The organism is Streptomyces puniciscabiei (assembly GCF_006715785.1).
Classification (GTDB): Bacteria; Actinomycetota; Actinomycetes; order Streptomycetales; family Streptomycetaceae; genus Streptomyces; species Streptomyces puniciscabiei.
Genome location: NZ_VFNX01000001.1, coordinates 5,303,364 through 5,328,974, shown reverse-complemented (window position 1 = coordinate 5,328,974; position 25,611 = coordinate 5,303,364). Strand labels below are relative to the sequence as shown.

Genomic DNA, 25,611 nt, shown 5'->3' with positions numbered 1-25,611 from the left:
GAACGGAGCCGGGCCCATGGGCGAGCAGCAGCAGGTGAGATTCCCGCAGGAGGTCATCGACGAGTACGCGGCGCTCGGTGTCGACCTGCCCGCACTCTTCTCGGCCGGGCATCTCGGCACGCGCATGGGCGTGCAGATCCTGGAGGCCTCTGCGGAGAAGGTCGTCGGGACCATGCCGGTGGAGGGCAACACCCAGCCGTACGGCCTGCTGCACGGCGGCGCCTCCGCGGTCCTGGCGGAGACGCTCGGCTCGGTCGGCTCCATGCTGCACGGCGGCAGTTCCAAGATCGCCGTGGGCGTGGACCTGAACTGCACGCACCACCGCGGGGTGCGCTCGGGCCTGGTGACCGGTGTGGCCACGCCGGTGCACCGGGGCCGGTCCACCGCGACGTACGAGATCGTGATCAGCGACGAGCAGGGCCGCCGGGTGTGCAGCGCCCGGCTGACCTGCCTGCTGCGGGACGTGAACAAGGACGACGCCGCGCACGTCCAGGGCGACCGCGCCTGACCGCGACCGGCGGGGGCCTGCCGACCCCCGCCGATCCGTCGTGCCCGGCGAGAGGGCTGCTCCCTGTAGCGGCCCGCCGCAGGACACGGACCTCGAACGCGGAAGATCAACAACCAAGGTCCCCCGCTGAATTGACGGTCCGTCGGCAGCAACTTTCCCCAGTCGGCGGTCCGATGGACCGCCACGCAGCCCAGCCACACGCGCCGCCCATGGCCCAACACCCGTGGCGCACCGCGCCCGGACGCCCGTCACGCGGCTCCCTCGCCGGCGCGGAAACGCGGGGAAGTTCCGAAGCCCCGCCCCCGCCTTCCGGCTGCGCCTTCTTTTCCCGCGCGTAACGCTGCGTAATGTGCGTGCAATACGCATTCATACTTTCACTTCCGAGCCGGCCGATACACAACACCCACGCAACCCCCGGAAGTTACCTGCAGCAACGGCATTGTGTAATCACCAAAAGCCCCGAGACGCCTGAACCGATCGAGGCGAGGCCTGCGGCTTCTCAGAATGCGGACGGGGTGAATCGGGCCGAATTCCTGCTTTCCCCCCACGCTGTACCGCTCTGCATTACCTCGTGTCATAACAAGAGCGTCACAGCCTTGGTCAAGCACTCCTCCACGTTCCTCACACACGCTTAGAGTCACGGCCAGTCACCGCTCCATAGGGAGTTCGGTACCGGCGCGGCATCCTCCTTCCCCCGCAAGGGGTGGAACGTGCCTGCGGAAAGGATCGATAGTGCGACAGCGTTCTCTGGTGATTCTTACCTCCGTGCTGACCACCGGAGCTCTGACTCTCACCGCTTGCGGCTCCCGCAACAACGACAGCAAGGGCGGCGACAGCGGCAACGTGACCGTCACGATCGGCGTCGACGCTCCGCTGACCGGCCAGAACTCCGCGACGGGCCTGGGTATTCAGTACGGCGCGCAGATCGCCGTCGACGATGCCAACAAGAACAAGACGGTCCCGGGCGTCACCTTCAAGATCAAAGCGCTGGACGACAAGGCGATTCCCGCCACCGGCCAGCAGAACGCCACCCAGCTCGTCTCCGACAAGAGCGTGCTCGGCGTCGTCGGCCCGCTCAACTCCGGTGTGGCCACGCAGATGCAGCAGGTCTTCGCCACCGCCAACCTGGTGGAGATCTCCCCGTCCAACACCAACCCCGAGCTCACCCAGGGCAAGAACTGGCAGACCAGCAAGTCCCGCCCGTTCAAGACCTACTTCCGCACCGCCACCACCGACGCCCTGCAGGGCGCCTACGCGGCGGACTACGCCTACAACGGCGTCCACGCGAAGAAGGCGTTCGTCGTCGACGACAAGCAGACCTACGGCGCGGGCCTCTCCAAGATCTTCACCCAGCAGTTCACCAAGCAGGGCGGCAAGGTCATCGGCACCGACCACGTCAACACCGGCGACCGTGACTTCTCCACCCTGGTCACCAAGATCAAGAACTCGGGTGCGGACCTGCTCTACTACGGCGGCCAGTACGACGAGTCCGAGGTGCTGACCAAGCAGCTCAAGGACGCCGGCGCCAAGATCCCGCTGTTCGGCGGTGACGGCATGTTCACCCCGACCTACATCAAGACCGCCGGCAAGGCCGCCGAGGGCGACCTGGTCACCTCCATCGGCGTCCCGGTCGACACCCTGCCGGCCGCCAAGGACTTCGTGGCCACCTACAAGGCCAAGAAGTACCCCGGTGACTACGGCACCTACGGCTCCTACGCCTACGACGCCGCCACCGCCATCATCAAGGCCGTCGGCCAGGTCGTGAAGGACGGCAAGATTCCGTCCGACGCCCGCGCCCAGATCGTCGACGCCGTCCAGAAGACCTCCTTCGACGGCATCTCCGGCAAGATCTCGTTCGACGAGTACGGCGACACCACGAACAAGCAGCTGACCGTCTACCAGGTCAAGAACGGCGAGTGGAAGTCCGTCAAGAGCGGAACGGCCAGCCCGAAGTAAGCCACCGGAGCACACCGCCTCACCAGGGCCGCGCGGCGCAGACCACCGTCACCGCGCGGCCCGCCTTCTACCGCCCCCTTGACTCTCCCCACCACATGGAGGCCATGCGGTGAACACCCTGCCGCAGCAGCTGGCCAACGGGCTGTTCCTCGGCTCGATGTACGGGCTGATCGCCATCGGCTACACGATGGTGTACGGCATCGTCCAGCTCATCAACTTCGCCCACGGCGAGATCTTCATGACCGGAGGCTTCGGCGCCCTCACGGTCTACCTCGTCCTGCCGGACGGCATATCCATGTGGATAGCCCTGCCGGCGATGCTGATCGGCGGTGCACTGGTCGCCGTGCTCATCGCCGTCGGCGCGGAACGTTTCGCCTACCGTCCACTGCGCGGCGCGCCACGCCTCGCGCCGCTGATCACCGCGATCGGCCTGTCGCTCGCCCTGCAGCAGGCGGTCTTCAACTGGTACCACGTCGGCGGCGACGCCAAGTCCGCCCGGGTCTTCCCGCAGTTGCCGTTCGGGCCCCTGCACCTCGGCTCCGTGACCGTGCAGAGCGGTGACGTCTTCCTGATCATCGCCGCCCCGGTGTGCATGGCGGTCCTCGCCTTCTTCGTCCGGCTCTCCCGCACCGGCCGCGCCATGCAGGCCACCGCCCAGGACCCGGACACCGCCCAGCTGATGGGCATCGACACCAACCGCATCATCGTCATCGCCTTCGCCATCGGCGGCTTCTTCGCGGCCGTCGCCGGTGTCTCCTACGGCCTCAAGTACGGCTCGGTCTCCTACGACATGGGCTTCCTCGCCGGTCTGAAGGCGTTCACCGCGGCCGTCCTCGGCGGCATCGGCAACATCTACGGGGCCATGCTCGGCGGCCTCGTCCTCGGCCTCGCCGAGGCCATGGCCACCGCCTACATCGCCGACATCCCGGGCATGCACCAGCTCGGCGGCCAGGGCTGGGCAGCCGTGTGGGCCTTCGTCCTCCTCATCCTCGTACTCCTCATCAGGCCACAGGGCCTGCTCGGCGAACGCGTCGCGGACAGGGCGTGAGCAGCATGACCGACACCACCACCGAGACCACCGCCACGACGCCGGAACCGGCCGCGCGCGGGCCCGTCCCGCTGCCCCCGGTCGCCGCCCGCCTGCTCATCGCGGCCGGCGCGGTCGGCACCATCGCCAGCACCTTCCTCAGCTGGACCTGGACCCCCGACTTCCCCGGCGATCTGACGATCTACGGCTACCCGGCGGGCCTGCAGGTCATCGCCCTCGTGGCCGGCGCCCTCACCCTGCTGTACGGGCTCACCCTGTGGAACGTACGAGGGCTGGGACCGCTGAACCCGGGCAAGGCCACCAGCCCGGTCCTCCTCATCGCCCTCTCGGCGTTCGCCGTCTGCTGGTTCACGGGTATCGCCATCGCCGTCGACCTCGGCGGCCTGGTGAACCTGGAACCCGGTGCCTTCGTGGCGATGGCGGCCTCCGCGCTGCCCGTCGTCGGCGCCCTCGCGCTGCCCCACCCGGCGCCCGGCACGGGCCTGCGGGGCTACCTCACCAAGCCCGACCAGCCCCGGCCCGGCACCCTCTCGCCGCTCGCCGAGCGTGTCGCCATCACCGTCGGCACCGCTCTCGCCCTGGTGGTCTTCACCTACGGCATCGGCATCAACGACGACGACAGCGAGACCTTCATCGGCTTCCTGCTCGTCCTCGTCTTCGGCGCCTGGGGCCTGGTCCACGCCGGCCTCCTCGACCGGTTCGCGACGATGTCCGCCCGCCACAAGGGCTTCGCCACCACGCTCGCCTTCCTCGCCGCCGTGATCTTCCCGTTCACCCAGAGCGACGACCACAACGCCAACATCGGCGTCAACATCCTCATCTTCGCCACCGTCGCCCTCGGCCTGAACATCGTCGTCGGTCTCACCGGACTGCTCGACCTCGGTTACGTCGCCTTCCTCGGCGTCGGCGCCTACGCGGCCGCCCTGGTCTCGGGGTCCGAATACTCCCCGTACAACGTCCACTTCCCCTTCTGGGCCGCCGCCCTCACGGGCATGGCCGCCTCGCTGGTGTTCGGCGTCCTGATCGGCGGTCCCACGCTGCGGCTGCGCGGCGACTACCTGGCCATCGTCACCCTCGGATTCGGAGAGATCTTCCGCATCACCGTCAACAGCCTGGACGGCACCTCCGGACCGAACGTCACGCGCGGCCCCAACGGCATCACCCAGATCCCCGACATCAAGATCTTCGGGTTCAACCTCGGTGACGCCCACGACGTCGGCGGGTTCACCCTCGGCCGCTTCGCCAACTACCTCTTCCTGATGCTCCTCATCACGGCGATCGTCGTGCTCGTCTTCACCCGCGCCGCCGACTCCCGCATCGGCCGCTCCTGGATCGCCATCCGCGAGGACGAGACCGCCGCCACCGCCATGGGGATCAACGGCTTCCGGGTCAAGCTCATCGCCTTCGCGCTCGGCGCCTCCCTCGCGGGCCTCGCCGGCACCGTGATGGCGCACGTCAACTACAGCGTCAACCCGCAGCCGTACCAGTTCGCCGGTGCCGCCCCGCCCAACTCGGCCTTCCTCCTGGCCGCCGTCGTCCTCGGCGGCATGGGCACCGTCAGCGGCCCGCTGCTCGGTGCCAGCGTCCTCTACCTGGTCCCGGAGAAGCTCCAGTTCCTGCAGAACTACGAGCTGTTCGCCTTCGGCCTCGCGCTGATCCTGCTGATGCGCTTCCGGCCCGAGGGCATCATCGCCAACCGCCGCCGCCAGCTGGAGTTCCACGAGACCGGCCAACTCGACGTACCGGAACAGAAGACGCTGACCGACGAGGCGGCCGTCAGCAAGGCAGGGGCGTGAGCGACCATGACGACACCTGTACTCGAAGCCCGTGACGTCACGATGCGCTTCGGCGGTCTGACCGCCGTCCGGTCCGTCGACTTCACGGTCAACAGCGGCGAGATCGTCGGCCTCATCGGCCCGAACGGCGCCGGCAAGACGACCTTCTTCAACTGCCTCACCGGCCTGTACGTCCCCACCGAGGGCACGGTCGCCTACCAGGGCAAGGTGCTGCCGCCCAAGCCGCACCTGGTGACCCAGGCGGGCATCGCCCGCACCTTCCAGAACATCCGGCTGTTCGCCAACATGACCGTGCTGGAGAACGTCCTCGTGGGCCGCCACACGCGGACCAAGGAGGGCCTGTGGTCCGCGCTGCTGCGCGGCCCCGGGTTCCGCAAGGCCGAAAAGGAGTCCGAGGCGAAGGCCATGGAACTCCTCGAGTTCGTCGGCCTCGCCGCCAAGCGCGACCACCTCGCGCGCAACCTGCCCTACGGCGAGCAGCGCAAGCTGGAGATCGCCCGGGCACTGGCCAGCGAGCCGGGCCTGCTGCTGCTCGACGAGCCGACGGCCGGCATGAACCCGCAGGAGACCCGGTCCACCGAGGAACTGGTCTTCGCCATCCGCGACAAGGGCATCGCCGTCCTCGTCATCGAGCACGACATGCGCTTCATCTTCAACCTGTGCGACCGGGTCGCCGTGCTCGTCCAGGGCGAGAAGCTCGTCGAGGGCACGTCCGACGTCGTACAGGCCGACGAGCGGGTCGTCGCCGCCTATCTGGGTGAGCCCTTCGAGGGCGACCCGGGCGAGGCGGAGGCTGCCGAGGTCGAGGCCGCGGAAGCCGAGGCAGCCGAGGTCGACGCCGCGGAAGCCGAGGCAGCGGAAGCCGCCACGGACTCCGCCACCGCCACCGAACCGGCCGAAAGCGCGGAGAGCACCAGCACCACCAAGGGAGAGGCCCAGTGACCGCACTGCTGGAGGTCGAGGACCTCAGGGTCGCCTACGGCAAGATCGAGGCCGTCAAGGGCATCTCGTTCAGCGTCGAGGCCGGCCAGGTCGTCACCCTCATCGGCACCAACGGCGCCGGCAAGACGACGACGCTGCGCACCCTGTCCGGCCTGCTCAAACCCACGTCGGGAAAGATCGCCTTCGACGGCAAGCCGCTCACCGGCGTACCGGCGCACAAGATCGTCGCCCTCGGACTCGCCCACTCCCCCGAGGGCCGGCACATCTTCCCGCGCCTGACCATCGCCGAGAACCTCCAGCTCGGCGCCTTCCTCCGCAAGGACAAGGAGGGCATCGAGAAGGACATCCAGCGCGCCTACGACCTCTTCCCCATCCTGGGCGAGCGGCGCAAGCAGGCCGCGGGCACCCTCTCCGGCGGTGAGCAGCAGATGCTGGCGATGGGCAGGGCGCTGATGTCCCGGCCGAAGCTGCTGATGCTGGACGAGCCGTCGATGGGCCTGTCGCCGATCATGATGCAGAAGATCATGGCGACGATCGCCGAGCTGAAGTCCCAGGGCACCACGATCCTGCTGGTCGAGCAGAACGCCCAGGCGGCGCTCTCCCTCGCCGACCACGGCCACGTCATGGAGGTCGGCAACATCGTCCTCTCCGGCACGGGGCAGGACCTGCTGCACGACGAGTCCGTCCGCAAGGCCTACCTCGGCGAGGACTGACCCGTACGACGACGCCGGCCCGCGCCCCCTTCTCCGGGGCGCGGGCCGGCGTAGGTCAGCCCTTCTTGGCCGCCTTCTTCTCCTGGTTGTCCGCGATGACCGCCTCCGCGACCTGCTGCATCGACATCCGGCGGTCCATGGACGTCTTCTGGATCCAGCGGAACGCGGCCGGCTCGGTCAGGCCGTACTCGGTCTGGAGGATGGACTTCGCGCGGTCCACCAGCTTGCGGGTCTCCAGGCGCTGGGTGAGGTCGGCGACCTCGCTCTCCAGCTGCTTCAGCTCGGTGAAGCGGGAGACGGCCATCTCGATGGCCGGGACGACATCGCTCTTGCTGAACGGCTTGACCAGGTACGCCATGGCACCGGCGTCCCGGGCACGCTCGACGAGGTCGCGCTGCGAGAAGGCGGTGAGCATCAGGACCGGCGCGATGGACTCCTCGGCGATCTTCTCGGCCGCGGAGATGCCGTCCAGCTTGGGCATCTTCACGTCCAGGATGACCAGGTCCGGCCGGTGCTCGCGGGCCAGCTCGACGGCCTGCTCACCGTCCCCCGCCTCGCCGACGACGGTGTACCCCTCCTCCTCCAGCATCTCTTTGAGGTCGAGCCGGATCAGGGCCTCGTCCTCGGCGATGACGACACGGGTCGTCAGCGGAGGCACGTGCGACTTGTCGTCGTCGGGCGCGTCTACGGGCTGGGGCGACTCGGCGGTCACGGGGGCTCCTCGTTCCAGGCAGGGGTACTGCTGACAAGAGCCTACCTAGCTGCGGTATGGTGGACGGGCAGCGGGTCGGGGGAAATCTTCGATTCGCAGGGGCTCCGGTAGTCCAATCGGCAGAGACGATACCCTCAAAAGGTATTCAGTGTGGGTTCGAGTCCCACCCGGGGCACTTTTCCTTGGATTCTAAGGTCGCCCATGCAAGCGGAGGATCACGCTCGCGTGATTCTCCGCTTTTTGCTGCGTGTCGCCTGGGCCACTCTCAGATGGTGTCCACATGTACGACATCAGCACGCGCAAGCGAGCCCTCGCGCTCGTTGCGCAGGGCCGAAGCCTGAATGCCGTCAGCAAGAAAATGGGCGTATCTCGGGCCGCCATCCGCTCGTGGCAGACGCGGATCGAACCGCTGCCCCGCATGTGCCAGACCCCGTGCTCGTTGTGCGGGCCGTTGGGAGAACCGCCCGAGGACAAGGCGTCGTACAGCTACCTCCTCGGGCTCTATCTGGGCGATGGCTGCATCAGCCCCGCCCCGAAGTCGGGCTACTACCTCCGTATCGCGTGCGCCGACTCATGGCCCGGCCTCATCGAGGCGTGCGCTTCCGCAGTCGAAGCTGTCAGCCCCAGTAAGAAGGCATACCGAGTACAGGCTGTCGGATACACGTCCGTGGTCGGCTACAACGCACACTGGCCCTGCTTCTTCCCTCAACACGGCCCCGGCAAAAAGCACGACCGCCCCATCGTCCTCGAACCCTGGCAGCAAGCCATCGTCGACGCCCACCCCTGGGAGTTCATCCGCGGCCTCATCCACTCCGACGGCTGCCGCATCATTAACTGGACGACCCGCGTGGTGGCCGGTGAGAGCAAGCGGTACGAATACCCGCGCTACTTCTTCACCAACACCTCGACCGACATCGTGCGCCTCTTCACCGACGCCCTCGACAAGGTCGGTGTCGAGTGGAAGCCGCTCAACCAGAGCCGCGCGGCCGTGACCATCTCCATCGCCCGCAAAGCCTCCGTAGCCCTCATGGACGCCCACGTCGGCCCGAAGTACTGACCCTCGCCCCGCCTACTTCGGGCTGTCGTCCTCGCCGATGTGATGCACCCTGACCATGTTGGTCGAGCCGGAGACGCCGGGCGGGGAGCCCGCCGTGATCACCACGATGTCGCCCTTTTCGCAGCGGCCGTACTTCAGGAGGAGTTCGTCCACCTGGTCGACCATGGCGTCGGTGGAGTCGACGTGCGGACCGAGGAATGTCTCGGCGCCCCAGGTGAGGCTGAGCTGGGAGCGGGTGGCGGGCTCGGGGGTGAAGGCCAGGAGGGGGATCGGGGAGCGGTAGCGGGAGAGGCGGCGGGCGGTGTCTCCCGACTGGGTGAAGGCGACCAGGAACTTCGCGCCGAGGAAGTCGCCCATCTCCGCCGCCGCCCTGGCGACCGCGCCGCCCTGGGTGCGGGGCTTGTTGCTCTCCGTCAGCGGCGGCAGGCCCTTGGCCAGCATGTCCTCCTCTGCTGCCGCGACGATCCTGGCCATGGTGCGTACGGTCTCGACGGGGTATTTGCCGACGCTGGTCTCGCCGGAGAGCATGACCGCGTCCGCGCCGTCGAGCACCGCGTTGGCCACGTCGGAGGCCTCGGCGCGGGTGGGCCGGGAGTTGTCGACCATCGAGTCGAGCATCTGGGTGGCGACGATGACCGGCTTGGCATTGCGCTTGGCGAGCTTGACCGCGCGCTTCTGCACGATCGGCACCTGCTCCAGAGGCATCTCCACGCCCAGGTCGCCGCGGGCGACCATGAGCCCGTCGAAGGCGGCCACGATGTCGACCAGGTTCGCCACGGCCTGCGGTTTCTCGATCTTGGCGATCACCGGGAGGCGCCGGCCCTCCTCGGCCATGATCCGGTGCACGCCCCTGGCGTCGTCGCCGCTGCGGACGAAGGAGAGCGCGATGACGTCGAAGCCGGTGCGCAGCGCCCAGCGAAGGTCCTCCTCGTCCTTCTCGGACAGAGCGGGGACGGAGACGGCGACGCCGGGGAGGTTCAGGCCCTTGTGGTCGGAGATCATGCCGCCCTCGATCACGCGGGTGCGCACGCGCGGGCCGTCGACGGCGGTGACCTCCAGGCAGACCCTGCCGTCGTCGACGAGGACGCGCTCACCGGGGGTGACGTCGGCGGCGAGGCCGGCGTGGGTGGTGCCGCACTGGTGGCGGTCGCCCTCGACGCCCTCCTCGACGGTGATGGTGAAGGTGTCGCCGCGTTCAAGGAGTACGGGGCCTTCGGTGAATCGGCCGAGGCGGATCTTCGGGCCTTGAAGGTCGGCGAGAATTCCGACGCTGCGGCCGGTTTCGTCGGCCGCCTTGCGCACTCGCCGGTATCGCTCCTCGTGTTCGGCGTGGGTGCCGTGGCTGAGATTGAATCGGGCCACGTCCATTCCGGCGTCGACCAGTGCCTTGATCTGGTCGTACGAGTCGGTGGCGGGCCCCAGAGTGCAGACGATCTTTGCTCGGCGCATATCTCGAGCCTAGGCCTTACCCGCGGGTAGAGAATCGGCCCCACATGACCACTCAACAACCTTTGAGTGAAGCGTCATTGACAAGTGTTGAATTGTGCGACCACTCGCTCCGATGAGCGAATTTCCCTGGTCACCTTTCCTCGACCAGGGGGGTGAGGTGCTGTGGATGCCGGGACGGTGGCACTCGGTGCCGGTCCTCCTGGAGGCCGAAGGTGGTGAAGGCGGTGCGGGGGGCAGGCGGATAAAGATCCTTTCCGGTGAGCGAATTGAGAATGGTGGCGCTGCGCCAGGCGGCGAGGCCGAGGTCGGGTGCGCCCACGCCGTGGGTGTGCAGTTCGGCGTTCTGGACGTACACCGAGCCGGTCACGGACGGGTCGAGGACGAGCTTGAACTCCTCGTCGACGCGTAGGCGTTCGCTGCTGTCGCGGCGCAGGTACGGGTCGAGCCCGGCGAGGACGCGGTCGAGCGGACGCTCGCGGTATCCGGTGGCGAGGACGACCGCGTCGGTGGTGAGCCGGGAGCGGCTGTCCTGCTGGAGGTGTTCCAGGTGCAGCTCGACCTTGGTGTTGGCGATGCGGCCGGCGGTGCGGACCCGGACGCCGGGGGTGAGGACGGCGTCGGGCCAGCCGCCGTGCAGGGTGCGCCGGTACAGCTCGTCGTGGATGGCGGCGAGGGTGCCGGCGTCGATGCCCTTGTGCAGCTGCCACTGCGCGGTGACCAGCCGGTCCCGGACGGGCTCGGCGAGGGCGTGGAAGTAGCGGGTGTAGTCGGGGGTGAAGTGCTCCAGGCCGAGCTTGGAGTACTCCATCGGGGCGAACGCCTCGGTGCGGCCGATCCAGTGCAGCTTCTCCCGTCCGGCGGGGCGGTGCCGGAGCAGGTCGAGGAAGACCTCGGCGCCGGACTGTCCGGAGCCGACGACGGTGACGTGCTCGGCGGCCAGGATCTCGGTGCGGTGGTCCAGGTAGTCGGCGGCGTGGACGACCGGCACGCCCGGGGCGTCCACCAGCGGCTTGAGCGGGTCGGGCACATGGGGCACGGTGCCGATGCCCAGGACGACGTTGCGGCTGTAGGTGCGGCCCAGTGCCTCGGCCTCGCCCTCGGCGTCGAGCTGGGTGAAGTCGACCTCGAACACGTCCCGTTCGGGGTTCCAGCGGACCGCGTCGACCTGGTGGCGGAAGCGCAGTCCGGGCAGGCTCTGGGCGACCCAGCGGCAGTAGGCGTCGTATTCGGCGCGCTCGATGTGGAAACGCTCGGCGAAGTAGAAGGGGAAGAGCCGCTCGCGGGTCCTGAGGTAGTTCAGGAAGCTCCATGGGCTGGTCGGGTCGGCGAGGGTCACCAGGTCGGCGAGGAAGGGCACTTGGATGGTGGCGCCCTCGATGAGCAGGCCGGGGTGCCAGTCGAAGCCGGGGCGCTGTTCGTAGAAGACGGCGTCGAGTTCGGCGAGCGGGTGGGCGAGGGCGGCCAGCGAGAGGTTGCACGGGCCGATGCCGACGCCGACCAGGTCACGGGGGGAGGCGGGCTCGTGGCGTGGGGGGTTGGTCATGCGAGGGTGCCTTCTTCTGCGAGTTTCAGGAGCTGGACCAGGTCGTCCAGCCGGATGTGGGGGTTGAGGAGGGTGGCCTTGAGCCAGAGGCGGCCGTCCGGCCGGGCGCGCCCGAGGACGGCCCGGCCCTCGTGCAGCAGCCTGCGGCGTACGGCGGCGACGGTGGCGTCGGCGGCGCCCGCGGGCCGGAAGAGGACGGTGCTGATGACGGGCCGGTCGTACAGCTCGAAGCCGGGGTGCTCCTCGACCAGCGCGGCGAACTCGCCCGCCCGTGCGCAGACCTGGTCGACCAGGGCACCGAGTCCGGTGCGGCCGAGGGTCTTCAGGGTGACCGCGATCTTGAGGATGTCGGGGCGGCGGGTGGTGCGCAGGGAGCGGTCGAGCAGGTCGGGCAGTCCGGCCTCGGTGTCGTCGTCGGCGTTCAGATAGTCGGCGTGCTGGTGGAGTACGGCGAGTTCGCCGGGGCGGGCGACGGCGAGGAGGCCTGCGGGGACCGGCTGCCAGCCGAGCTTGTGCAGGTCGAGGGTGACGGTGAGGGCGGCTTCCAGCCCGGCGAGCTTGTCGCGGTGCCGGTCGCTGAACAGCAGGCCGCCGCCGTAGGCGGCGTCGATGTGCAGTCGGGCGCCGTGTGCGGCGCACAGGCCGGCGATCTCGGGCAGCGGGTCGATGAGGCCGGCGTCGGTGGTGCCGGCGGTGGCGGCGACCAGCAGCGGGCCGGAGAGCGTGGTGAGGGCTTCGTCGAGGGCGGCGAGGTCGAGGGTGCCGCCGGGGGCCGGGACGACGACCGGGTCGGGCAGGCCGAGCAGCCAGGCGGCGCGCGGCAGCGAGTGGTGGGCGTTGGCTCCGCAGACCAGCCGGACACTGCCGCCGTGCGCCTCGCGGGCGAGCAGCAGGGCGAGCTGGTTGGACTCGGTGCCGCCGGTGGTGACGAGGGCGTCGGCGAGACGGGCGGTGCGGGCGAGGGCGCGAGTGACCGCGGCCTCCAGGGCGGAGGCGGCCGGGGCCTGGTCCCAGGAGTCCAGGGACGGGTTGAGGGTGCTGACGGCGAGGTCGGCGGCGGTGGCCACGGCGAGCGGTGGGCAGTGCAGATGGGCCGCGCACAGCGGGTCGGCGGGGTCGGCGGCGCCCTCGGCCAGGGCGTGCACCAGGGCGCCCAGAGCACCGGGGTCGCCTTGCTCCGGCAGCGCGTCGCCGAGCACGCCGGCGACGCGCGCGGCCACGGCCTCCGGGCCCCCGCCGGGGAACGGCCCGCCGCGTGCCCGGGCACCGGCCGCGAGCGCGTCGAGGACGGTGTCGAGCAGAGGGCGCAGGGTCCCGGGGCCGTGCGGGCCCGAGGCGAGGGGTGGGGTGCGCAGAGGTTCTGCACCGCTCATCGGCTGTCCCTCCGCTCGTGGACCCGGCCCTCGCGCTTCCGGCGTTCACGGGGCCGTGGGCTTCCAGGTTGTACGGGAAGAGCCCCGTGTGTCCTGAAAGTTCAACGATCGGAACCCGAAAGGGGGTACGGCGGAAGCGGAGCGTTCAGGCCTTTGCGCCGAAGTCCTCGGCGTGATCCCGCGCCCACTCGGCGAACGTGCGCGCCGGGGTGCCGGTGAGCTTGTGCACCGTGTCGGTGATCTCCGGCGGCACGCCGACCGTCTCCTGGAAGGTCTGCAGCAGCCGCTCCAGCAGGGGCGGCGGGACGTGCGGGAACAGTTCCGGGCCCGCCTCGCGGGGGTCGGTCTCGACGAAGGTCAGCTCCCTGCCGACGGCCTCGCCGATCGCCGCGAGCTGGCCGGCGTTGCTGATCGCCTCGGGGCCGGTCAGCCGGTGCGCGGCACCCTCGTGTCCGCCGTCGAGCAGGACCCGCTCGGCGACCGCCGCGATGTCGTCCTCGTGGATGGGCGCGGAGAGCCCGTCCGCGAAGACGCCCCGGACGGCGTTGCCGGCGCGGATCTGCGGCACCCACTGCAGGGCGTTGGTGGCGAAGGCGTTCGGGCGCAGGAAGGTCCAGTCGAGCCCGCTGTCACGGATCTGCCGTTCGGCGGTGGCGTGCATGATGTGGATGGGGTGGGTCTCGTCGGCGCCCTCCTGGATGATGCCGCTGGAGAGCAGCACGACGTGCCGTACGCCGTGGGCGCGGGCCGCCGCGAGCAGCTCGGGCGTGGTGGCCTGGGCGTAGAGGAAGAGGGCCGTCGCCCCGCCGAACAGGCCTGCGGGGTCGTCCGGTTGGAACCGGACCACCTCGGCGGCGCCGGGCAGGGCGGCCCGTTGCGGGTCACGGGTGAGCGCCCGCACGGGCCTGCCCGCGGCGAGGAGACGGTCGACGAGGGCACGGCCGACATTGCCGGTCGCGCCGGTCACTACGATCACGGAAACTGCCTCCGAAGGATCGGACTGGTCGTTCCTGACAGCCCGAGCCTAGGAAGGCCGTCCGCACCGGCGCATCGTCGGCAGGGACCAGCCGCGCCCTAGGCCGCCGGACCTACTCCGCCTCCGCCTCCGCCGACTGCGCCTCGGCCGCCTCCTGTGCCTGCTCGCCGCGCACCCGCAGGGCGCGGGCCAGGTCGTCGAGGCGGTCGGCGAGGGTACGGCGCAGGGCCGGGGTGGGGTCGGCGCCTTGCAGACAGGCCTCGCCCAGCCGCAGGTTCTCGGTGTCGACGGCATGGGCCGGGAAGGCCCAGCGGCCGGCGGCGACCGCTATGGCGGGGCCGCGCCGGGCACTGACGGCGACGGCGTCCGTGTAGAAGCGCGGCACGTACTGCCGTACCAGCTCGGCCTGTTCGGGCTGCCAGAAGCCCTGGGCGGTGGCCGTGAAGAGGTAGTTGGACAGCTCGTCGCCGGCGAACATGGCCTCCCAGGCCGTCCGCTTGGCCTCCGGGTCGGGCAGGGCGGCACGGCAGCGGGCGGCGCCCTCCTGGCCGGTGGCGCTCGGGTCGCGCTCCAGCTCGGCGGCGATGGCGGCCTCGTCGGTGGCGCCGAGCGCGGCGAGCCGGCCGAGAATGCGCCAGCGCAGCTCGGGGTCGAGCTCCGGCCCGCCGGGCACCGTGCCGTCGGCGAGCCAGGCGGCGATGGTGTCGGGGTGGGCGGCAGCGGAGATCAGATGGCGTACGGCGATCAGGCGCAGGCCCGGATTGTCGCCGTCCTCGGTGCGGCGCAGGAGGTCGCGGCAGAGGGCGGTGAGGGTCGACAGGGCGGCCGGGCGGTCCTCGGGCGTCAGGTACTGGTCGGCGATCTGACCGGAGGCGAAGGCGAGGACACCCTGGACCAGGGCGAGGTCGGTCTCGCGCGGGAGGTGGGCGCGGGCCGTCTCCAGGTAGCCGGCGGGCGGGAGTTCACCGTCGCGTACGGCGTCCCTGAGGGCGTTCCAGACGACCGCGCGGGTGAGCGGGTCGGGCAGGCCCGACAGCCCGGCGCGGACGGCCTGGAAGGATCCGGGGTCGAAGCGGACCTTGGCGTAGGTGAGGTCGCCGTCGTTGAGCACGAGCAGGGCGGGGCGCTTGCCGATGGGGTGCGGGGCGCTCAGCGGGACGTCGAGGTCGAGGCGCTCGCGCAGCACCAGCCGGCCCTCGTCGGCGACGTCGTGGTCGTACAGCCCGGCGGTGAGGCGGTGCGGGCGCCTGCCCGTGCGGTCGACGGTCAGGGTGCAGGCGCCGTCGGCGGGGGCGAGGAGGGGGGTGAGCTTGTCCACGCCGGTGGTGCGCAGCCAGCTGTCGGCCCAGGCGGGCACGTCGCGTTCGGTGGCGGAGGCGAGGGAGTCGATGAAGTCGGCGAGGGTGGCGTTGCCGAACCTGTGGCGGGCGAAGTGGGTGTTGATGCCGGCGAGGAAGTCCTTCTCGCCGAGCCAGGCGGCGAGCTGGCGCAGGGCGGAGGCGCCCTTGGCGTAGGAGATGCCGTCGAAGTTGAGCAGTGCGGAGGCCGTGTCGTCGACGTTCTCGGGGGCGACCGGGTGGGTGGTGGGCCGCTGGTCGGCGTCGTAGCCCCAGGCCTTGCGGGTGACGCCGAACTCGGTCCAGGGGCCGCTGAAGCGGGTGGCCTCGGCGGTGGTCTGGTAGCCCATGTACTCGGCGAAGGACTCGTTCAGCCAGATGTCGTCCCACCACTTGAGGGTGACGAGGTCACCGAACCACATGTGGGCCATCTCGTGCGCGATGACCATGGCGCGGGTCTGCCGCTCGGTGTCGGTGACGGCGGAGCGGTAGACGAAGTCGTCGCGGAAGGTGACCAGGCCCGGGTTCTCCATGGCGCCCGCGTTGAACTCGGGGACGAAGGCCTGGTCGTAGGAGTCGAAGGGGTACGGCTCCTCGAACTTCTCGTGGTAGCGGTCGAAGCACGCGCGCGTGACGTCGAGGATCTCCTCGGCGTCGGCCTCCAGGTGGGGCGCGAGGGAGCGGCGGCAGTGGATGCCGAAGGGCAGCCCGCGGTGCTCGGTGCGCACCGAGTGCCAGGGGCCGGCGGCGACGGCGACCAGGTAGGTGGAGATCAGGGGGGTGGGCGCGGCCTGCCAGAGGCCGCCGCCCTTGTGCTCGGTGATGCCGTTGGCGAGCACGGTCCAGCCCTCGGGAGCCTGGACGGAGACCTCGAAGACGGCCTTCAGGTCGGGCTGGTCGAAGGCGGCGAGGACACGCTGGACGTCGTCCATGAACATCTGCGTGTAGACGTACGTCTCGCCGTCGCTCGGGTCGGTGAAGCGGTGCATGCCCTCGCCGGTGTGGGAGTAGCGCATGGCCGCGTCGACGCGCAGCTCGTGCTCCCCGGCACCGAGGTTCTTCAGCGGCAGCCGGCCGTCGGCGAGCGACTCGGGGTCGAGGTGCTCCCCGTCGAGCGTGACGGCGCGCAACTCGGCGGGCTTCAGCTCCACGAACGTGTCCCCGGCGGACCGCGCGGTGAACCGGATCACGGTGCGGGAGTCGAAGGTCTCGTCCCCGGTCGTGAGGTCCAGCTCGACCGTGTAGCGGTGGACGTCGAGGAGCTGTGCTCGGAGCTGCGCTTCATCGCGCGTGAGTACGGACATGCAGGCCATGCTGCCTGATCGCACTGACAGCGCACAGGGGGTGGACGGGTTCACGGCTTATGTCCGGCTTGCCATGCGCCCGGTTCTGAAGGATCCCCGCTCACTCCCGACCGTTTCCGTCCACTCCCGGACCCCCGCTTCCGTCCGCGGCCCCCGGCCCCGGCCCCAACCCCCGGCGTACCGCTGCCGGCGTGCGGTCAGCCGTCCGTCTGCTGTCCGTTGGCGGTGTCCTCGGCGATGCGCTCGTGGTGCCGGATGACCTCGGCGATGATGAAGTTGAGGAACTTCTCGGCGAAGGCCGGGTCGAGCTTGGCGTTCTCGGCGAGGCGGCGCAGCCGCGCGATCTGGCGGGCCTCGCGGGCCGGGTCGGCGGGCGGCAGCTGGTGCACCGCCTTGAGCCGGCCGACCTGCTGGGTGGCCTTGAACCGCTCGGCGAGCAGGTGGACGACGGCCGCGTCGATGTTGTCGATGCTGTCGCGCAGCCGCGCCAGTTCCTGGCGGACCTCGGGGTCCACGTCACCGGTTCCGGTGTTGCTGGTGGTCATGCACGTCACCCTATGGGTTCCGCGGGCCGCTTCTCAGGGCTGTCCGGAGAGTGGATCATCGGCGGATCGTCCGGGTCCGGGACGCGGTCGCTCCAGCCGCCGGGCACGCTGCGGCCCTGCTGGGCGCGGAAGCGGACCGGGGCGAGTCCCACCCGGCGGGTGAACAGCCGGGAGAAGTACGCGGGATCGTCGTAGCCGACGCGGCGGGCCACGGCGGCGACGGGCAGTTCGGTGGCGGCGAGGAGTTCCTTGGCGCGGGCGAGGCGGATCCCGAGCAGATAGTCCTTGGGGCTGCAGCCGGCGGCCCGGCGTACGGCGCTGCGCAGCTCCGCGGGCGTCATGCCGTGCACGCGCGCGTGGTCGGCGACGCTCATCGGCGTGCACGCGGCCCGCGCGAGCGCCTGGAGCACCTGGTCGCCGTCCGGCGCGAGATCGGCGCGGGCGCGGCGCAGGGCGACGAGAAGCTCGTGCACGGCGGCACCGGTCTCCACCTCCAGCAGCGGGTTGCCGCGGCGGGCGGCGCGGGCGATGCGGGCGACCACCGCGCGGGGCCCGGCGGCGTCGGAGAGCGGGACGACGGGCCGCTCGGGTTCGATGTAGCCGAGCTCGGTGTACGTCGGGGTGGCGGGCCCGGCGAAGTCGACGAAGCCCTCGTCCCAGCCGGTGTCCGGATCGGGCGCGTAGTGGTGGGTCACGCCGGGGGTGAGCCAGAGCAGCGCGGGCGCGGTGACGGTCGTACGGCGGCCGTCGGCGCCCCGGTACCAGCCGCGGCCGGAGCTGATCACGACGGCCACGTGGTGGTCGAGGGCGCGCGGGCCGACCGTCGGCAGGGCGCCGTGCTGGAGACCGACGCCCAGACAGACCAGTCCGAGGCGGTGGTGGGCGGGGCCGGGGCTGAAGAACCGCATCCAGGTCTGGTACACCGGCGCTCCTCCCGGGCGTGCGGTCGGGCGGACTTTTGTCCAAGCAGCGACGATCTTCGTCCATGGCGCTCATCGCCGGAAAGGGGTGAGGCTGGGCCGCATGAGCGAGTTCACGGTGGGGGAATCCGACTTCCTGCTGGACGGGCGGCCCCTGCGGCTGCTGTCCGGGGCGCTGCACTACTTCCGGGTGCACGAGGGGCACTGGCGGCACCGGCTGGCGATGCTGCGGGCGATGGGCCTGAACTGCGTGGAGACGTACGTCCCCTGGAACCTGCACCAGCCCGTCCCGGGCGGCCACCGGGACGTGCGGGCGGTCGGCCGGTTCCTGGACGCGGTCGGGGAGGCCGGGCTGTGGGCGATCGTGCGGCCGGGCCCCTACATCTGCGCCGAGTGGGAGAACGGCGGGCTGCCGCCCTGGGTGACGGGCGAGCCGGGCACGCGCGTACGCACGCGAGACGAGCGCTATCTGTCCCATGTGGAGCACTGGTTCCACCACCTGATGCCCGAGATCGTGCCCCGGCAGATCGACCACGGCGGCCCGGTGATCCTGGTGCAGGTCGAGAACGAGTACGGCAGCTACGGCAGCGACACCGGCCATCTGGAGCACCTGGCCGGTCTGTTGCGCGCCGAAGGCATCACGGTCCCGCTGTGCACCTCGGACGGCCCCGAGGACCACATGCTGACCGGCGGTTCGCTGCCCGGAGTGCTCGCCACGGTGAATTTCGGCTCCCACGCGCGCGTGGCCTTCGAGACGCTGCGCCGCCATCGCCCCGAGGGCCCGCTGATGTGCATGGAGTTCTGGTGCGGCTGGTTCGACCACTGGGCCGGCGAACATGTCGTACGGGACCCGGAGGAGGCCGCCGGGGCGCTGCGGGAGATCCTGGAGTGCGGGGCGTCGGTGAACCTCTACATGGCGCACGGCGGCACGAGTCTCGGTGGCTGGGCGGGCGCCAACCGGGGCGGCGGCGAGCTGCACGAGGGCCCGCTGGAACCGGACGTGACCTCCTACGACTACGACGCCCCCGTGGACGAGTACGGCCGCCCCACGGAGAAGTTCTGGCGCTTCCGCGAGGTACTGGCCGCGTACCACTGCGGGCCGCTGCCCGAACCGCCGCCCCGGCCCGCGCCGTTGGGCGGCCCGGCCGAGGTGACGCTCGGCGGATGGGTGTCCCTGGGTGACGTCCTGGAGACACTGGGCGGCGAGGAGAGAGCCGCCCCGGCGCCGGCCACCTTCGAGGAACTGCGCGTCACCCGGGGGCTGGTGCGTTACGAGGTGGACGTGCCCGGCCCCCGGCGGCCGTACCCGCTGACCCTGCGCGGGCTGCGGGACCTCGCGGTGGTGTACGTCGACGGCGTGCGGGCCGGGGTGCTCACCGAGGAGGAGCCCCGGCTGAAGGAGCCCGTCGCGGGCCCCGCGCGCGTGGAGGTGTGGGTGGAGTCCCTCGGGCGGGTGAACTACGGTCCGCGCTTCGGCGAGGGGAAGGGGATCACCGGCGGCATCCTGCACGAGCGGCAGTTTCTGCACGGGGTACGCGCGCGTGGACTGGATCTGTGCGCGTTCGACGACGGCGTGGACGCGGTGCGGTTCGGCGCGCTGCCCGAGGAGGGCGCCCCGGGCCTGTACCGGGCCGGCGTCACGGTCCGCGGGGCCGGGGACGCCCGGCTGGAGCTGCCCGGCTGGACGCGCGGGTTCGTCTGGATCAACGGCTTCAACCTGGGCCGCTACTGGTCGGTGGGCCCCCAGCGGTCCCTGTACGTGCCCGGCCCGGTGCTGCGCGAGGGCGAGAACGAGGTGTGGGTACTGGAGCTGCAGGAGACCGGCCAGGACCGGCCGGCGCCCCGTCTCCTGCCCGTGTGACCGGGTGCCCGCCGCGCCTACAGTGGAGAGGAGTTCCGGCGTCTTTGGGGGTGCGGACGTGGCGAACGGCGGACCGGTCCAGCACGGCTACCCGCACCTGGAGACGGTGCGGGCCGCCATCACCGCGCTGTACAGGCGGCTGTCCTACGACACCGTCCAGACCTTCTCGATCAGCCTGGCCCCCGCCGACGTGGCCTTCTGCGACACCGACGACCTGCATCTGGGCGCGCAGCGGGTGGCCCGCGAGATCGTGCGGCACTTCCGGCTGCCGGACGCGCGGCTGATCGTCGGCTTCCGGGAGATGACCCATGCGGCGAACGTCGAACTGGCGGCGGGTCCCGAGTACTTCGTGGAGCTGAACGACCGTTTCCGCACCCACCGCCGGGACATCGGCGCGGCGCTCGCGCACGAGGTGGCGCACGTGTACCTGCACCGCCTGGACCTCTCCTTCCCCAGCACGGCGGAGAACGAGATCCTCACGGACACGGTGACGACGTATCTCGGCGCGGGCTGGCTGCTGCTGGACGCCTTCCGCGAGGACGGCGTCTCGTCCCAGAAGCTGGGTTATCTCACCCCGGAGGAGTTCGGTTACGTCCTGGCCAAGCGGGCACTGCTCTTCCACGAGGACCCCTCGGTGTGGTTCACCAGCCCGCAGGCCTACGACGCGTACGTCAAGGGGCTGGCCGTGGCCCGCCGGGACGAGCAGCAGCCGCCGCTGACCGGGGCCGGGTGGGCGGGGCGGCGGCGGTACGCCCACGACCGCCGGCACGCCTCCGGTGTCCAGCCGACGGTCCCTTACGCCTTCTCCCCCGACCCCGCCGGCCACCTCCGCGTGACCTTTCCCTGCCCCACCTGCCAGCAGCGGATCAGGGTGCCGGTGAAGGGGCGGGTACGGGCGCGGTGCGGTCTTTGCCGGACGGTGCTGGAGTGCGACACGTAGAGCAACGGCACCGCCCGGGGGCTCCGCCCCCAGACCCCCGTTCGCCCAACCGCCCACCCGATTCGGTCGGCTGAGAGGCGAGGCAAGGGCGAGTTCCTTGGACCTCGCTTTCCAGCCGACCGGGTCGGGTGGTGGGTGGGCGAAGGCCGGGGGTCCGGGGGCGGAGCCCCCGGGTGGCCCGGGGCGTCAGCCGAGCTGCTCGGCCGACCCCCGCCGAGGAAGCGCCGCGCACAACCCCGCGCACACCACGAACGCCCCGACCACCCACGGCATCGCATCGGTCAGCGCCCCGGTCATCCCCTTCCCGACGGCCCCGAAGAACACCGTGCCGACCACGCCGGCGCCCAGCGCTCCCCCGAACTGCTGCGCTGTCGAGAAGATCCCGGACGCGCCGCCGGCCAACTCCCCCGGCACCGCCGACAGCACCACGTTCACCAGCGGCACCACCAGGAATCCCAGGCCGGCCCCGGCGATCAGCAGCCCCGGCACCAGCGGCCACGCCCCCGTGTGCACGGCCGGCGCCCCGTCGACCACCGCCCCGACCCAGCCGAAGCCGCCCGCCATCAGCAGCGCCCCGGCGCCGAGCACCAGCCGCCCGTACCGCACGGCGAGCCCGTCCGCGGCGGGCGCGGTGAGGAAACCGCCGGCCGAGAACGCGACCGTCACCAGCCCGGCCTGCATCGGCGTGTACCGCTCACCGGCCTGCAGCCAGACGGCGAAGACCAGGAAGAAGCCCTGCATGCCGACGGAGAACAGCAGTTGCACGAGCACGCCGAGGGAGAACGCGGGGAGCCGGAAGGCGCGGGCGGGCAGCAGGGGCACCGTCCCGGGCCGGTGCCGCCGGGCCTCGTACACCCCGAGCGCCGCCACGGTCACGACACCCGCCCCGAGGCAGATCCAGCCCCACAGCGGCCAGCCGTTCTCCCGGCCCTGCACCAGGGGCAGCACGATCGCGACCAGGCCGCCGGCCAGCAGCAGGCTGCCCAGGACGTCCGGCCGGCCCGCCGACCGCTCCCGCGTGGCCGGGACCAGCAGCAGCCCGCCGACGAAGGTCGCCACGGCCACCGGCACGTTCACCAGGAAGACCGAGCGCCAGCCCCAGCCGAACAGGTCGGCGTCCGTGAGCACCCCGCCGAGCAGCAGCCCGACGGCGGAGGCGAACCCGGCGACGGCGCCGTACATCCCGAAGGCGGCCCCGCGCTCCTTGCCCGTGAAGAGGGTGCGGAACGAGCCGATCACCTGCGGCACCAGCACGGCGGCGAGGACGCCCTGGACCGCCCGGGCGGCGATCAGCTGCCCCGGCGACTGGGCGATCCCGCAGGCCAGACTGGTCAGTCCGAACCCGGCCGTGCCGGTGAGGAAGAGCGGGCGGCGGCCGATGCGGTCGCCGAGGTGGCCGGAGACGATCAGGGCGGCGGCGAAGCCCAGCAGATAGGCGGAGACGACCCACTGCAGGTCGCTCGCCGAGGCGTGCAGATCACGGCTGATGGACGGCACGGCCACGTTGACGATCGTGCCGTCCAGCAGGTCCATGAGCGCCGCGATCATCATCACGACGGCGGCGGCCCAGCGGCGCGGATGCGGTTCCGCCGTGGTGGGGGCGGGTTCGGTGAGCGTTGCGGACATGAAGGTCCCCTCCAGATTTCTTTCGTTCGACCTAACGAAAGAGTTGCACCCGCACGCCAGCCTTGGCAAGTCGTTAGTTCGTCCGAACGAAATTTTTGTTAGTCTGGGGACATGACCAAGGCAGACGAGAGGCCGGACGAGCCGGCGCGGTCCGAGGCGTTGCGGCAGCTCATGGAGGTGGGGCGGGTACACAGCGGGGTGACGGTCATGTTCCACTCCGCGGTCGCCGCCAGGCAGGGGCTGAACGCGACGGAGGAGAAGACCCTCGACCTCCTCCAGCGACACGGCCCGCTCACCGCGAAGGACCTCGCCGAGCTGACCGGACTGGCGCCCGCCTCCGTCACCGGGCTGCTGGACCGGCTGGAGACCAAGGGCTTCGTCCGCAGGGTCAAGCACCCGACCGACAAGCGCCGGGTGCTGGTCGAGCTGAACGAGGAGAAGATCGCCGAGCTGGCGGGGTTCTTCGAGGACTGGGCGCGGGACGTCGTCGAGGCCTGCGAGGAGTTCAGCACCGACGAGCTGCGGACCGTCATCCGGTTCCTGTCCGTCATGAGCGAGCGCCAGCGCGCCGCCGCGGCCCGCCTGACGGGCTGACCGTACGGGGATCTAGGCGCGTACGGCGATCCCGTCCAGCACCATCGACAGATACTGGCGGGCGATCTCCTCGGGGCTGTGCCCGCCGCCGGGCCGGTACCAGGAGGCGGCGACCCAGACGGTGTCGCGCACGAACCGGTAGGTGAGGCGGACATCGAGGTCGGCGCGGAAGACGTGCTCGGCGACCCCGCGCTCCAGCGTACCGAGCCAGGCCTTCTCGAACCGCGTCTGCGACTCGGCGAGGAAGGCGAACCGCTCCTGGGCGACGAGCTGCCTGCTCTCCTTCTGGTAGATCGCGACGGCGGCGCGGTGCCGGTCGATCTCCCGGAAGGACTCGGTGACCAGCGCCTGGAGCGTCTCGCGGGGCCCGAGCCCGGAGGCGAGGACGGTGTCGTAGCCGTCCCACAGCTCGTCGAGGAAGGTCCGCAGGATCTCCTCGAGCATCGACTCCTTGGAGTCGAAGTGGTAGTACAGGCTGCCCGCGAGCATCCCGGCGTGGTCGGCGATCCTGCGGACGGTGGTGGCGTTGTAGCCGTGCTCGGCGAAGACCTCGGCGGCGGTGCGGAGGAGTTCGCCGCGCCGGGCCGCCGCCGCGGTCACCTGGGGCTTCTTCTTGGTCGGCACCCACCCATTGTTTCAAACACCTGTTAGGGAATCCGGACGACGCCGGCGGCGCGTGCGGCCGCCAGCCAGCGCGGGAACTCGGCCACGAGCCGGTCGTACAGCTCGGCGTCGGAGAGACGCCGGGGGTCCTGGCCGGCGTGGAAGAAGCCGGCGTTGTCCACGATCCGCTTGTCCGGCACGGCCAGCTCGTCCAGCTTGCGCAGGAACTCGAACTGCCGGCTGCCCGGGTCGCCGAAGCCGACGAACTGCCAGAACAGCGGAAGCCCCGCCGCCTTGCACAGATAGCGTTCGGCGGCGAGCTTGTCGACCGGGCCGCCGTCGGTCTGGAAGACGACCAGGGCGGGATCGGTGGCGCCGCTGTCCAGGTAGTGGTCGATGACCGCGTCCATCGCCAGGTGATAGCTGGTCTTTCCCATGTGCCCGAGCCCGGCCACGATCCGCTCCACACTGCCCTCGTGGCGGTCGAGGGCGATGTCGGTGACCGCGTCGACGTCGGTGGAGAAGAACACCACCGGCACCCGGCCGTCGTCGTCCAGGTGCGCGGACAGGCCCAGCACCCGGTCGGCGAGCGTCTGCACGCTGCCGTCCCGGTAGTACGGCTTCATCGAGCCCGAGTGGTCGACCACCAGGTAGACGGCGGCGCGCAGTCCGTCGAGCCCGTGCTTGGTGAGCGACACTCCCGCCGACCGGTACGCGCCGACGAGCGCGGGCGCGGTCTCCGCCACCTTGCTGAGACTGATCGCGGCCATGGTCCCCCCTCGGCTTTCCGGGCAGCTTATGTGAACACCGGGCCCTGTTGTCGCTCACGTCACACCAGTTCGCTATTTTGTTCGCCGCCGTCCCCACCGGCTCACCCCGACCCGACCTTCCCCCGAGGAGCCGGCCGTGACCGCCGAGTCCGCCGTGACCACCTGCTTTCGTCATCCCAAGGTGGAGTCCCACGTCCGCTGCACACGCTGCGACCGCTACATCTGCCCGGACTGCATGCGCGAGGCGGCCGTCGGCCACCAGTGCGTGGAGTGCGTGAAGGAGGGCGCGCGGTCGGTCCGCCGGGCGCGCACGGCGTTCGGCGGCCGGGTCAGCGCGGTACGGCTGGTGACCTACCTCCTCATCGGGCTCAACCTGCTCGCCTACCTGGCCGAGTTGGCGCGGCCGTCGGTCGAGGACCGGTTCGCCATGCTCGGCACCGTGCCCGCGGGATACCTCCCGGAGGGTGTCGCCCACGGCGAGTGGTACCGACTGCTGACCGGCGCCTTCCTGCATCTGACGCCCGGCGAGGGGACGTTCGGCATCACGCACGTCCTGTTCAACATGCTCGCGCTGTGGAACCTCGGCCGGGTGGTCGAGGCGCAGCTCGGCCGCGCCCGCTACCTCGCGCTGTATCTGCTGTCGGCGCTGGGCGGCTCGGTGCTGGTGCTGCTGCTCGCCCCCACGTCGTTCACGGTCGGCGCGTCCGGCGCGATCTTCGGTCTGGGCGCGGCCTACTACGTGATGGGGCGTCGCCTCGGCTACGACATGCGGGCGGTCAACCAGTACATGGGCGGGCTGCTGGCCTGGCTGGTGATCTCCGCATGGCTGACCTCCTGGCAGGCCCATCTCGGCGGCCTGCTCGCGGGCGGAGTGGTGACGCTGGCCTACGCCTACGCGCCCCGGGACGGCCGGCGCACGCCGATCCAGGCGGGCGTGTGCGTGGCGGTGCTCGCGCTGCTGCTGGTCCTGACCTGGATGAAGGTGACGTCGCTGACGGCCTGAGCCGGCACGGGAAAACCAGGTGTCCGGCCCGCGGG

22 protein-coding genes and 1 tRNA gene are annotated in these 25,611 nt (G+C 70.9%); 12 read left to right on the top strand and 11 right to left on the bottom strand.

The annotated features are described in order from the left end of the window. Positions 1–16 precede the first annotated feature (16 nt). From FB563_RS24635 to FB563_RS24610, 6 genes are all read left to right on the top strand, one after another. The gene (locus tag FB563_RS24635; RefSeq protein WP_055703672.1) at positions 17–508 is read left to right on the top strand and encodes a hotdog fold thioesterase; all 492 of its coding nucleotides are present in this window, start codon (positions 17–19) and stop codon (positions 506–508) included. A gap of 732 nt (positions 509–1,240) precedes the next feature. Then, positions 1,241–2,464 (top strand): branched-chain amino acid ABC transporter substrate-binding protein, encoded by a 1,224-nt coding sequence (locus FB563_RS24630; protein WP_234357548.1) that lies wholly within the window; start codon positions 1,241–1,243, stop codon positions 2,462–2,464. 109 nt (positions 2,465–2,573) lie between these two features. Further along, a complete protein-coding gene (locus FB563_RS24625; RefSeq protein ID WP_055703671.1) occupies positions 2,574–3,512 on the top strand; it encodes a branched-chain amino acid ABC transporter permease in 939 nt (312 codons plus the stop codon). Continuing rightward, the gene (locus tag FB563_RS24620) at positions 3,509–5,308 is read left to right on the top strand and encodes a branched-chain amino acid ABC transporter permease (RefSeq protein ID WP_425281736.1); all 1,800 of its coding nucleotides are present in this window, start codon (positions 3,509–3,511) and stop codon (positions 5,306–5,308) included. Before FB563_RS24625 ends, FB563_RS24620 begins: the two co-directional genes overlap by 4 nt. A 6-nt stretch (positions 5,309–5,314) precedes the next feature. Next, the gene (locus tag FB563_RS24615; protein WP_055703670.1) at positions 5,315–6,250 is read left to right on the top strand and encodes an ABC transporter ATP-binding protein; all 936 of its coding nucleotides are present in this window, start codon (positions 5,315–5,317) and stop codon (positions 6,248–6,250) included. Then, the gene (locus FB563_RS24610) at positions 6,247–6,963 is read left to right on the top strand and encodes an ABC transporter ATP-binding protein (RefSeq protein ID WP_055703669.1); all 717 of its coding nucleotides are present in this window, start codon (positions 6,247–6,249) and stop codon (positions 6,961–6,963) included. The genes FB563_RS24615 and FB563_RS24610 overlap by 4 nt, the downstream gene beginning before the upstream one ends. A gap of 55 nt (positions 6,964–7,018) precedes the next feature. On the opposite strand, the gene FB563_RS24605 is transcribed toward FB563_RS24610, so the two are convergent. Next, positions 7,019–7,675: an ANTAR domain-containing response regulator gene (locus tag FB563_RS24605; RefSeq protein WP_055703668.1), complete on the bottom strand. Its 657-nt coding sequence runs from the start codon at positions 7,673–7,675 to the stop codon at positions 7,019–7,021. 101 nt (positions 7,676–7,776) lie between these two features. On the opposite strand from FB563_RS24605, the gene FB563_RS24600 reads away from it, so the two are divergent. Beyond that, positions 7,777–7,850 (top strand) — tRNA-Leu (locus FB563_RS24600). 105 nt (positions 7,851–7,955) lie between these two features. Continuing rightward, positions 7,956–8,732: a helix-turn-helix domain-containing protein gene (locus FB563_RS24595; RefSeq protein ID WP_055703667.1), complete on the top strand. Its 777-nt coding sequence runs from the start codon at positions 7,956–7,958 to the stop codon at positions 8,730–8,732. Positions 8,733–8,744: 12 nt separating this feature from the next. Here FB563_RS24595 and pyk read toward each other — a convergent pair whose 3' ends face one another. From pyk to FB563_RS24560, 7 genes are all read right to left on the bottom strand, one after another. After that, positions 8,745–10,181 (bottom strand): pyruvate kinase, encoded by a 1,437-nt coding sequence (gene pyk / locus FB563_RS24590; RefSeq protein WP_055703666.1) that lies wholly within the window; start codon positions 10,179–10,181, stop codon positions 8,745–8,747. Between the two features lie 130 nt (positions 10,182–10,311). After that, positions 10,312–11,724, bottom strand: coding sequence for a lysine N(6)-hydroxylase/L-ornithine N(5)-oxygenase family protein (locus tag FB563_RS24585; RefSeq protein WP_055703665.1), 1,413 nt, complete (start codon positions 11,722–11,724; stop codon positions 10,312–10,314). Further along, complete coding sequence (locus tag FB563_RS24580) at positions 11,721–13,097, bottom strand: pyridoxal phosphate-dependent decarboxylase family protein (protein ID WP_055703664.1); 1,377 nt, start codon at positions 13,095–13,097, stop codon at positions 11,721–11,723. Before FB563_RS24580 ends, FB563_RS24585 begins: the two co-directional genes overlap by 4 nt. Positions 13,098–13,242: 145 nt before the next feature. Beyond that, on the bottom strand, positions 13,243–14,073 hold the full coding sequence (locus tag FB563_RS24575; RefSeq protein WP_055703663.1) for an SDR family oxidoreductase: 831 nt from the start codon (positions 14,071–14,073) through the stop codon (positions 13,243–13,245). 112 nt (positions 14,074–14,185) lie between these two features. Further along, complete coding sequence (pepN, locus tag FB563_RS24570) at positions 14,186–16,714, bottom strand: aminopeptidase N (RefSeq protein ID WP_167528509.1); 2,529 nt, start codon at positions 16,712–16,714, stop codon at positions 14,186–14,188. Positions 16,715–16,911: 197 nt separating this feature from the next. Then, positions 16,912–17,259: a chorismate mutase gene (locus FB563_RS24565; protein ID WP_142218908.1), complete on the bottom strand. Its 348-nt coding sequence runs from the start codon at positions 17,257–17,259 to the stop codon at positions 16,912–16,914. A 5-nt stretch (positions 17,260–17,264) separates the two neighbouring features. Then, positions 17,265–18,182 carry a helix-turn-helix domain-containing protein gene (locus FB563_RS24560; RefSeq protein WP_142218907.1) on the bottom strand — a complete coding sequence of 306 codons (918 nt, stop codon included), beginning with the start codon at positions 18,180–18,182 and terminating at the stop codon, positions 17,265–17,267. A gap of 100 nt (positions 18,183–18,282) precedes the next feature. On the opposite strand from FB563_RS24560, the gene FB563_RS24555 reads away from it, so the two are divergent. After that, entirely contained in the window at positions 18,283–20,040 is a 1,758-nt protein-coding gene (locus FB563_RS24555) for a glycoside hydrolase family 35 protein (protein ID WP_055708367.1), read from the top strand. Positions 20,041–20,098: 58 nt separating this feature from the next. Next, on the top strand, positions 20,099–20,980 hold the full coding sequence (locus tag FB563_RS24550; protein WP_142218906.1) for a hypothetical protein: 882 nt from the start codon (positions 20,099–20,101) through the stop codon (positions 20,978–20,980). 186 nt (positions 20,981–21,166) lie between these two features. Here FB563_RS24550 and FB563_RS24545 read toward each other — a convergent pair whose 3' ends face one another. Further along, the gene (locus FB563_RS24545) at positions 21,167–22,606 is read right to left on the bottom strand and encodes an MFS transporter (protein WP_055705271.1); all 1,440 of its coding nucleotides are present in this window, start codon (positions 22,604–22,606) and stop codon (positions 21,167–21,169) included. 111 nt (positions 22,607–22,717) lie between these two features. On the opposite strand from FB563_RS24545, the gene FB563_RS24540 reads away from it, so the two are divergent. Continuing rightward, positions 22,718–23,200, top strand: coding sequence for a MarR family winged helix-turn-helix transcriptional regulator (locus tag FB563_RS24540; protein ID WP_055705272.1), 483 nt, complete (start codon positions 22,718–22,720; stop codon positions 23,198–23,200). Between the two features lie 12 nt (positions 23,201–23,212). Here the strand turns inward: FB563_RS24540 and FB563_RS24535 are convergent, their stop codons facing one another. Continuing rightward, positions 23,213–23,824 (bottom strand): TetR/AcrR family transcriptional regulator, encoded by a 612-nt coding sequence (locus FB563_RS24535; RefSeq protein ID WP_055705273.1) that lies wholly within the window; start codon positions 23,822–23,824, stop codon positions 23,213–23,215. A 23-nt stretch (positions 23,825–23,847) separates the two neighbouring features. Further along, positions 23,848–24,573: a VWA domain-containing protein gene (locus FB563_RS24530; RefSeq protein WP_055705274.1), complete on the bottom strand. Its 726-nt coding sequence runs from the start codon at positions 24,571–24,573 to the stop codon at positions 23,848–23,850. Positions 24,574–24,709: 136 nt separating this feature from the next. Here FB563_RS24530 and FB563_RS24525 point away from each other — a divergent pair, with 136 nt between their 5' ends. Continuing rightward, complete coding sequence (locus FB563_RS24525; RefSeq protein ID WP_055705275.1) at positions 24,710–25,576, top strand: rhomboid family intramembrane serine protease; 867 nt, start codon at positions 24,710–24,712, stop codon at positions 25,574–25,576. Positions 25,577–25,611 lie beyond the last annotated feature (35 nt).

What these genes read in the sequence shown, in the direction of transcription:
- FB563_RS24635 (WP_055703672.1), top strand. Translation starts at nt 17, where the DNA reads ATGGGCGAGCAGCAGCAGGTGAGATTCCCGCAGGAGGTCATCGACGAG.
- FB563_RS24615 (WP_055703670.1), top strand. Translation starts at nt 5,315, where the DNA reads ATGACGACACCTGTACTCGAAGCCCGTGACGTCACGATGCGCTTCGGC.
- FB563_RS24595 (WP_055703667.1), top strand. Translation starts at nt 7,956, where the DNA reads ATGTACGACATCAGCACGCGCAAGCGAGCCCTCGCGCTCGTTGCGCAG.
- pyk (WP_055703666.1), bottom strand. Translation starts at nt 10,181, where the DNA reads ATGCGCCGAGCAAAGATCGTCTGCACTCTGGGGCCCGCCACCGACTCG.
- FB563_RS24585 (WP_055703665.1), bottom strand. Translation starts at nt 11,724, where the DNA reads ATGACCAACCCCCCACGCCACGAGCCCGCCTCCCCCCGTGACCTGGTC.
- FB563_RS24580 (WP_055703664.1), bottom strand. Translation starts at nt 13,097, where the DNA reads ATGAGCGGTGCAGAACCTCTGCGCACCCCACCCCTCGCCTCGGGCCCG.
- pepN (WP_167528509.1), bottom strand. Translation starts at nt 16,714, where the DNA reads ATGTCCGTACTCACGCGCGATGAAGCGCAGCTCCGAGCACAGCTCCTC.
- FB563_RS24565 (WP_142218908.1), bottom strand. Translation starts at nt 17,259, where the DNA reads ATGACCACCAGCAACACCGGAACCGGTGACGTGGACCCCGAGGTCCGC.
- FB563_RS24555 (WP_055708367.1), top strand. Translation starts at nt 18,283, where the DNA reads ATGAGCGAGTTCACGGTGGGGGAATCCGACTTCCTGCTGGACGGGCGG.
- FB563_RS24545 (WP_055705271.1), bottom strand. Translation starts at nt 22,606, where the DNA reads ATGTCCGCAACGCTCACCGAACCCGCCCCCACCACGGCGGAACCGCAT.
- FB563_RS24540 (WP_055705272.1), top strand. Translation starts at nt 22,718, where the DNA reads ATGACCAAGGCAGACGAGAGGCCGGACGAGCCGGCGCGGTCCGAGGCG.
- FB563_RS24530 (WP_055705274.1), bottom strand. Translation starts at nt 24,573, where the DNA reads ATGGCCGCGATCAGTCTCAGCAAGGTGGCGGAGACCGCGCCCGCGCTC.